Genomic DNA, 7611 nt, shown 5'->3' on the forward strand with positions numbered 1-7611 from the left:
CAATCAGTTGTCCCGGAATTTTTGCTCGATGTCAATCGTGAGCCAGGGATTGTCGATCCGCCCCTGATGCGCTTTCAGATACGCTTCGCACGTTTGCTTGACGAGCTCTATGGTCTTGACGTCATGGATAATGTCGATAAAGCGCAGGTCGCTGAACCCGCTCTGCCGGACGCCGAAGATCTCTCCGGCCTTTCGCAGGCGGAGGTCTTCTTCGGCGATTTTGAACCCGTCCGTGGTCTCTTCCATGACCGTAAGGCGCGATTTGGAGACGGCGTTATCCGTATAGGAGACGAGGAAACAATAAGCCTGCTCTTTGCTTCTGCCGACCCGACCCCGCAGCTGGTGGAGCGCTGAAAGCCCGAAACGTTCTGCGTTTGTAATCACAATGACCGCGGCGTTGGGAACGTCCACGCCCACTTCGATGACCGTCGTCGAGACGAGAATATCGAGTTCTTTTTTCTTGAAGGACGCCATAACGGCGTCTTTTTCCGCGCCGGTCATCCTGCCGTGAAGGATCCCCAGCCGGTAGCCCGGCAGATGCTTTTCCACCTCAGCCCGCAGTTCCTCCACGGATTTGGCCGATAGCTTTTCGCTTTCCTCGATCAGCGGGGCCACAAAAAAGGCCTGCTTGCCCCGGGCGAGCTTTCTGTCGATAAATTCGTACATCAGTTTGGCGTCGACAAGGTTGCTGATCCATTTTGTCCTGACGGGAAGCCTGCCGGGGGGGAGCTCATCGAGTACGGAAACATCGAGGTCGCCGTAAATGCTTAGAGCCAGCGAGCGCGGGATCGGCGTCGCGCTCATGACCACAAGATTGGCGAGAAAGCCCTTGTCCCGGAGCTTTTTCCGCTGAACGACGCCGAATCGATGCTGTTCGTCGATAATAATGAGTCCCAGCTTGTGAAATTCCACATTTTCTTCGATTAGCGCGTGGGTCCCGATGACAATCTTCGTGTCCCCGTCACGGATGCCCCGCAGTAGCGCTTCCCGGGCCTTTCCCTTGGAGGAACCCGTCAGAAGCCCCGCCTCGACGCCCAGATCGGCAAAGATATCGCGTACCGAAAGATAATGCTGGGCGGCGAGAATTTCCGTAGGGGCCATCAGCACGCCCTGATAGCCGTTTTCGACCATATAGAGCAGCAAAATCACGGAAACGACGGTCTTGCCGCTTCCCACGTCGCCCTGAAGGAGCCGGTTGACGATTTTCCCGGCTGAAAGTTCACGGTAAATATCGGTGATTACCCGCTTCTGCGCTTTGGTCAGCGCGAAATCCAGTGTCGCCAGGTAACTTTTCACAAGGTCCTTGCGGTCATCCAGCGTATAGAGGCCCGATTGATGTTGGTCGAGGGACCAGCGTTTTTCGAGGATCCCCATCTCAAGGACGAGCAATTCCTCCATGGCGAATCGTTTTTTCGCCCTTTCCAGATTTTCCGGGGCCGAGGGAAAATGAATTTCCCTCAAGGCGTCCCTGCGCCCGGGAAGACCATATTTTTCCAGAATCTCCGTCGGGATATTCTCCTCAAAATCGTCGACGAAGGTCGCCAAAACATTGGCGACAATCTTCCTGAACATGTTTTGGGTCAAATCCTTCGTGCTGCCGTAGATCGGCAGAATTTCCCCGTCCTGCATCTTTTGCTGGGCGGCCAGCAGCTTGAATTCGGGGTTGACCATCTGAAACGTATAGCCCCGTTTCACCTGCCCGATAAAGACATATTCCTCGTTGGTCTTGAGGCTTTTGCGCAAATAGGGCATTTGAAACCAGACGAGATCGAGAACGCCGGTCCCGTCGGAAGCGACGGCCTTGACCATTTTGAGGCCCGAACGGGTCGGCGGCGCCGTCACCCGCGTGATGAACGCCTTGACGACGGCGTATTCGTCCGCCCGCAATTGGGCAATGGTCTTGATGTTTGTCCTGTCGTCATAGGAGCGGGGAAAATAGTAAAGCAGCTCGCCCACGGTCCGGATGCCCAGCGCGCGTAGAAAAAACGTCTTTTTTTCGTCTAGTCCCTTGACCGGTATCTCCCCCAATGGCGAATAAATCCGCATATATTGATCGATTTGCATATTTTTTTCCTCCGATTGGCTCAGGAATATTATACTCCGGAATTTGAGGCAAAGTCAACCGGAACCCGCGGCTTTTCTTTTTTAATTTTTGCTTGAAAATGTCTCCCAAAAAGGGTAAAATAAACTTGAAGCGGGCAATTATCCGAAAAAAAGAGGAGAAAACCATGGAAAAAAAGTACAGGATCGGGATTGATATCGGCGGGACCAATATGAAGATCGGCGTCATCAATGAAAAAAACGAAATCGTCGTCAAAACCTCCATCAAAAGCGAGGTCCCCTCGGGCTTCGCGAAGATGACGCGCAATCTGGGCAACGCCTTGAACAGCCTTCTGTATACGAACGGGATCGCCGTCGGCGACTGTCTTTCGATCGGGATCGGAACGCCCGGGACCGTGGATTTTGAGCGCGGGGTCGTGCTCTACGCCAACAATCTTTTTTGGGAAAACGTTCCGCTCGCGGCGGAACTGAGAAAATACATCGATCTGCCCGTCAAGGTCTCCAACGACGCCAACTGCGCCGCTCTCGGCGAAGCCGTGGCAGGCGGGGCTAAAGGGGTCAAAAATATGGTGCTGATCACGCTGGGTACCGGCGTCGGGAGCGGATTCATCCTCGACGGAAAGCTCTATGAAAGCGGCGCGCCGGGCGGCGTGGAATTCGGCCATACGGTCCTGGTTATCGGCGGCGAGCAATGCACCTGCGGCCGGAAAGGCTGTTTCGAAGCCTACGGCTCGGCGACGGCCCTGATCCGGGAAACGAGACGGGCCGCCGAAAAGCATCCGGGATCCCTGATTCATAAGATCGTCGGGGGAAACCTCGACAAAATCAGCGGCCTGACCCCCTTTGAAGCCGCGAAGCGCGGGGACAAAGCCGCGCAAAAAGTCGTGGACAACTATATCAGGTATCTCGGCGAAGGCCTCATCGATATCATCAACGTGTTCCGGCCCGACAAAATCCTGCTCTCGGGCGGCGTTTCCAATCAAAAAGACGCGCTGATCAAGCCTCTGACCGACTATGTCAAGCGCTATACCTACGGCGGCGACAAGACGAGGGTCGCGGTCATCGAGCAGGCAAAGCTGGGGAACGACGCCGGCATGATCGGGGCGGCTAATTTGTAAGCAAAACGATTTTCTATTTTTTCTTTACGATTTTTTCCCAGGCCAGGGGAAATTTGGCGGCCATTTTTTGCGGGCTGATCTTTCCCAGGTCATAGAGTCGCTGCATTCGCTTGCGGATCATTTCCATGTATCCCTCCGTTGAAGGAGGGATTTCCGCGTTTTTGTACCTTTGCTCATTTTCCTCAAGCCAACCGAAGCTCACATAATCCCCTGTCGTAAAGACATCATCCCGCTGATACCCGCTTTTTGTATTGGTTTTCGCATCGACCGCGGCTTCCTTTTTTCCGGAGTATTCCTCAAGAAATCTGTCTATCCCCGACTGCCAGGTCGGGAGTTTCTGGCCGATGGCGGTTTCCAGTTTCGTGGAGTCGAGTTTCGTATAAGGGGCCCTTTTGGCCGGCAAATTGAAGTCGCTGCTCTTGGCCCGCCGCAATTCCCCTCTCCAGCCGATCCTGTCGAGGACATATTTCGCCTGATCATATTTGGAGGCCTCTCCGGCGTTGCTGAGATGATAAAGCCCGTATTTTCCTGTTTTCAGCAATTCCAGGGTATAGTACGCCAGGTCAAAGGAGTAGGTCGGCGAAGAAATCTGATCGTCCACGATGGCAAGCGTTTCCTTGTCCCCGCTCCAATTGATCACCTGTTTGTTGAAATTATTATTGGCGATCCCGAAGACCCAGGACGTCCGGATCACATAGCTCCTGTCATAGGCCGCGAGGGTGAGCTTCTCCCCTTCCCGCTTCGTCTCACTGTAGACGGAAAGCGGGTTCGGCGCGTCTTCCTCCGTATAGGGGGCGCCTTTTTTTCCGTCAAAGACAAAATCCGTCGAATAGGTCACATAGTCCGCGCCCATTTCTTTGGCCACGAGCGCCAGATCCCGCGGGGCAATGGCGTTGAGCTTCCGGCACAATTCCCGCTCTTCTTCGGCCTTGTCGACGTTGTTATACGCGGCGCAGTTGATGACGCAATTGATGCCCTTAATCGCCGCGAAGGCCCGTACCGCCTCAATATCGGTAATATCCAGCTCTTGAAAGTCCGTGGCCAGAAAGGGCTCGTTCCGCTCACGCAGGATTTTCTGCAGATCGTGGCCAAGTTGTCCCTTGGCGCCTGTAATGAGGATCATGGGGGCTCCTTTTTACAACCGGATCCCCGAGGCGATAAACGCCCTCAGGGTCTGTTGTGTTTTGTCCTTTTCGGACAAGATGATATCGGCCCTTTGCAGACCGTAATTTTCAAATTCCCATTGAATGGCTAAGTCCGGATCGTTCCACAGGATGCCGGAATCATATTCCGGTGCGTAATAATCCGTACATTTGTAGAGAAATTCCGTATCGTCCTCAAGGGCGAGGAAGCCGTGGGCAAAGCCCTTGGGGAGGTAAAGCATTTTTCCGTCTTCGGCCGTAAGTTCTATTTTATGGTATTTCCCAAAAGTCCCGCTGCCATGCCTGAGATCCACGGCCACATCAATCGCGCGGCCCGCAATGACGCGAACCAGTTTTCCCTGAACATGCCGAGTTTGAAAATGTAACCCGCGCAGCACGGCTTTTTTCGATTTGGAATGGTTATCCTGCACGAATTCGTCGGGGATCTCCAATTCCACAAAATCTTTTTTCGTATAGGTTTCCATAAAGAATCCGCGCTTGTCGCCGAACGCCTGCGGCTCGATCACGATCAAGCCGTCGATTCCGGTTTCTGTTTTTTTATATTTCATGCTCAATCTGATCTCCATGGGCGCGCCATGCGCGCCTACTACTCTTTGCGCCTTTGTGCCGGCGCGAACGATTTTTATTCTCCGTCTATCCAACCACTATTATACGCGATTTCTTCCGAACATGCAACCATAACATTTTGTCCGACCTTTTCAAGGTAGTATTGACAATATACATGTGTTGTAATACAATAAAAAAACGGAGGTGAATCATGGCAAACACGACTTATAATATCCGCTTGGATGAACGTATCAGACAGGACGCGGACGAGCTTTACAGGAGTATGGGATTGACTCTTTCACAGGCGATTAACTTGTTTTTGACTCAGTCGGTTATACAGCGCAAATTGCCGCTTGTTGAAGTGATCGCGGCTCCGAAAGAGGTTAAAGAATTCAAGCCGAATCCGAAAGCGAAGGTATTACTTGATGAGGCGGAGGCATATTTTGACGAGGCAGGAAGGCCGACGGATGAAGAAGTTGAAGAGAGTATTTTGGAAGTGAAACGCCAAATTCTAGCTGACGGAGGACGCTGATAATGGCTTTGGCGGCGATTGTTGTTGATACAAACATTATTGTTTCCGCTCTATTGACCCGAAACGGAAATCCCGCAAAAGTGTTCGAACTGATAGGCAGTTGCATTACTCCGCTGTACACAGAGGACATAATGAAGGAATATCAGCGGGTGCGCAATGCGCGCCCTACAGGGTTTTCGCCCGCACCTTCAATTCCTTGCCGCAGAAGGCTACCGCTACGGCCGTAATTTCTTTAATTCCTTGCTTTTTTAAATAGGCTGCATACTTTTTATCTTCGATTTGCTTCAAGGCTTCGTCGAGTTTTTTATCCAGCTGATCCGGGGCATCCGCTACTTTGAGTTCAAAGATGAATCCGGGTCTGCGTCGATCAAAAGGTTCCAGAATGATATCCGCCCGGCCGAGGCCGCTTTCGAGGTTGGAGAAAATTCTGTAATTCGGTTCGTTTTCAAAGATTCCCAGAAGAAATACGTGATAGATGACTTCATTACTCCTCAAGTCAAAACTGCTGAACGTATTCAGGATGCTCTCTTGCAAGTAGAACTCAAATGAGCCTTCCCCAGTGATTTTTTTTTGCTCCAATGCGGAAACCATAGCGCCGATATTCTTCTCTCGGCGGAGAAATTTCAGAATGAAACGCTTTTGAAAAAAGGAAAGAACTTCCTTGTTTGGGATTCGCAGCAAATAAAAATTATTTCCAAGATTTTCCTCTGTCGTCAGATAACCGCTGAAGAAGAGCAATGTCACAAGGTTTTCCTGCCATTCAATCTCATCAAAGGCAATGTTTTTATCTATATAGCATTTTACTTTTTGGCCGTTAAAAATGTCCAAAAGAAGTTGGAATGTTCTGTGATCCGCCGTATCCAATATGCGATTGATCAAATCGTTGGAAGAAGAATTAACCCAGTAAGCCTCGAGTACACCCGTACTCAAATAGTTTAAGACAGACCATGGGTTGTAAACCTGTATGTTTCCAAAACGGTATCCGTTGTACCATTCCCGAACTTGATTCTCGTAGGTTTCCAAATTATAAGCTTTGATCGCATTCATCACTTCGGACTCTGTCAATCCATAGTATTCATCGAAATTTTTGTCGAGAATCGTATTCACTACCGGATTGTTCAATCCTGAAAAAATACCTTCTTTGGCAACCCGCAAGATTCCGGTCAGAACTCCAAATTTCAGTGATTTGTTATCTTTCAGCGCGCCAGTATAAAACTGCCTGAAAAATCCGATCGCCTTCTCATAGAATCCGTTATTCCACGCCGATACTAGAGGCGCATCATATTCGTCAATCAAAATGGCAACTTTTTTCTTGAAATACTGTTTCAAAAGTCGCGAAAGAAATTTGAGAGATGTCCTGTAATTTGCCATTGGGGCAAGATTTTCAATACGCTCATATCTGTCTCGCTCTGTTTTTGGAATTGATTCTTTGATGAAAGAATACTCCGTAAACAGCTCGCTGATCATTTCTTTCAGATCCGTATAACAATTTTCCCAATTTTCCGGCTTCAAATCCGCAAAAGACAGAAATATTACCGGATACTTCCCTTGCTCGGAGTAAAATTCAGATTTTTCTATGTTGAGTCCATGAAAAAGTTCCTTATTCTTCTCCGCGTTCCGGATATCAAAGAAGTAGTACAGCATTGACATGTTGAGTGTTTTTCCAAAGCGCCGGGGTCTTGTAAAGAGGGTTACGGCCGCTTTTCTATAGAGGAGATCATGGATCAGGTTTGTCTTGTCAACATAATAATAGCCTTCCCGAATCATCGTGTCAAAATCGCTGACGCCGACGGGCAGGGGTTTTCGCCTGGTTTTTTCTTTCATGATCCGGGGGCACCTCCTGGTTCATTTTTAAGGATATCATACATGGCAGCATCCCTACAATTATTATATCATGATTCCGCGGTTTTTCAAAGAAAAACTCCGCTTCCTTTGTGAATTCTTGTGAAAAATTTAACTTATGCTTGACATCTTGGTCATTTCATGATATTATTGTAAAAGATTCCCCAAGTAATAACTTTGGGAAATCCTCTTGAGTTCGCGACGCGCCGGAGGTTGGTTTGATGCACGATGTAGTGGAATATGATCCCGGAGTCCGGGATGACGACGAGATAGACTTGTATGAAATCCTGGACGTCATCCTGAGGCGCAAATGGACCATCATCATAACGACCCTCCTTTGTTCGATTTT

Annotated in this window: 6 protein-coding genes and 1 pseudogene; 3 read left to right on the plus strand and 4 right to left on the minus strand. The window is 49.8% G+C overall.

Features of this window, described 5'->3' with window-relative positions; genetic code table 11:
- Positions 1 to 3: 3 nt before the first annotated feature.
- Positions 4 to 2064 (minus strand): ATP-dependent DNA helicase RecG, encoded by a 2061-nt coding sequence (gene recG / locus LBQ97_05920; protein ID MDR1832246.1) that lies wholly within the window; start codon positions 2062 to 2064, stop codon positions 4 to 6.
- Between the two features lie 164 nt (positions 2065 to 2228).
- On the opposite strand from recG, the gene LBQ97_05925 reads away from it, so the two are divergent.
- Positions 2229 to 3179: an ROK family protein gene (locus LBQ97_05925; protein ID MDR1832247.1), complete on the plus strand. Its 951-nt coding sequence runs from the start codon at positions 2229 to 2231 to the stop codon at positions 3177 to 3179.
- A 292-nt stretch (positions 3180 to 3471) separates the two neighbouring features.
- On the opposite strand, the pseudogene rfbD reads toward LBQ97_05925, so the two are convergent.
- Together rfbD and rfbC are read right to left on the minus strand one after the other, a co-directional pair.
- Positions 3472 to 4302 (minus strand): annotated as a pseudogene (rfbD, locus tag LBQ97_05930) (dTDP-4-dehydrorhamnose reductase).
- A 12-nt stretch (positions 4303 to 4314) separates the two neighbouring features.
- Entirely contained in the window at positions 4315 to 4890 is a 576-nt protein-coding gene (gene rfbC / locus LBQ97_05935) for a dTDP-4-dehydrorhamnose 3,5-epimerase (protein MDR1832248.1), read from the minus strand.
- 209 nt (positions 4891 to 5099) lie between these two features.
- Here rfbC and LBQ97_05940 point away from each other — a divergent pair, with 209 nt between their 5' ends.
- Positions 5100 to 5420 carry a type II toxin-antitoxin system RelB/DinJ family antitoxin gene (locus LBQ97_05940; protein MDR1832249.1) on the plus strand — a complete coding sequence of 107 codons (321 nt, stop codon included), beginning with the start codon at positions 5100 to 5102 and terminating at the stop codon, positions 5418 to 5420.
- Between the two features lie 165 nt (positions 5421 to 5585).
- On the opposite strand, the gene LBQ97_05945 is transcribed toward LBQ97_05940, so the two are convergent.
- The gene (locus LBQ97_05945) at positions 5586 to 7244 is read right to left on the minus strand and encodes an ATP-binding protein (GenBank protein ID MDR1832250.1); all 1659 of its coding nucleotides are present in this window, start codon (positions 7242 to 7244) and stop codon (positions 5586 to 5588) included.
- 239 nt (positions 7245 to 7483) lie between these two features.
- Here LBQ97_05945 and LBQ97_05950 point away from each other — a divergent pair.
- A partial coding sequence (locus LBQ97_05950; GenBank protein MDR1832251.1) for a hypothetical protein occupies positions 7484 to 7611 on the plus strand: 128 nt, incomplete at its 3' end.

The sequence above is a fragment of the Fusobacteriaceae bacterium genome (assembly GCA_031272775.1).
Classification (GTDB): Bacteria; Fusobacteriota; Fusobacteriia; order Fusobacteriales; family Fusobacteriaceae; genus JAISST01.

What these genes read in the sequence shown, in the direction of transcription:
- recG (MDR1832246.1), bottom strand. Translation starts at nt 2,064, where the DNA reads ATGCAAATCGATCAATATATGCGGATTTATTCGCCATTGGGGGAGATA.
- LBQ97_05925 (MDR1832247.1), top strand. Translation starts at nt 2,229, where the DNA reads ATGGAAAAAAAGTACAGGATCGGGATTGATATCGGCGGGACCAATATG.
- rfbC (MDR1832248.1), bottom strand. Translation starts at nt 4,890, where the DNA reads ATGAAATATAAAAAAACAGAAACCGGAATCGACGGCTTGATCGTGATC.
- LBQ97_05940 (MDR1832249.1), top strand. Translation starts at nt 5,100, where the DNA reads ATGGCAAACACGACTTATAATATCCGCTTGGATGAACGTATCAGACAG.
- LBQ97_05945 (MDR1832250.1), bottom strand. Translation starts at nt 7,244, where the DNA reads ATGAAAGAAAAAACCAGGCGAAAACCCCTGCCCGTCGGCGTCAGCGAT.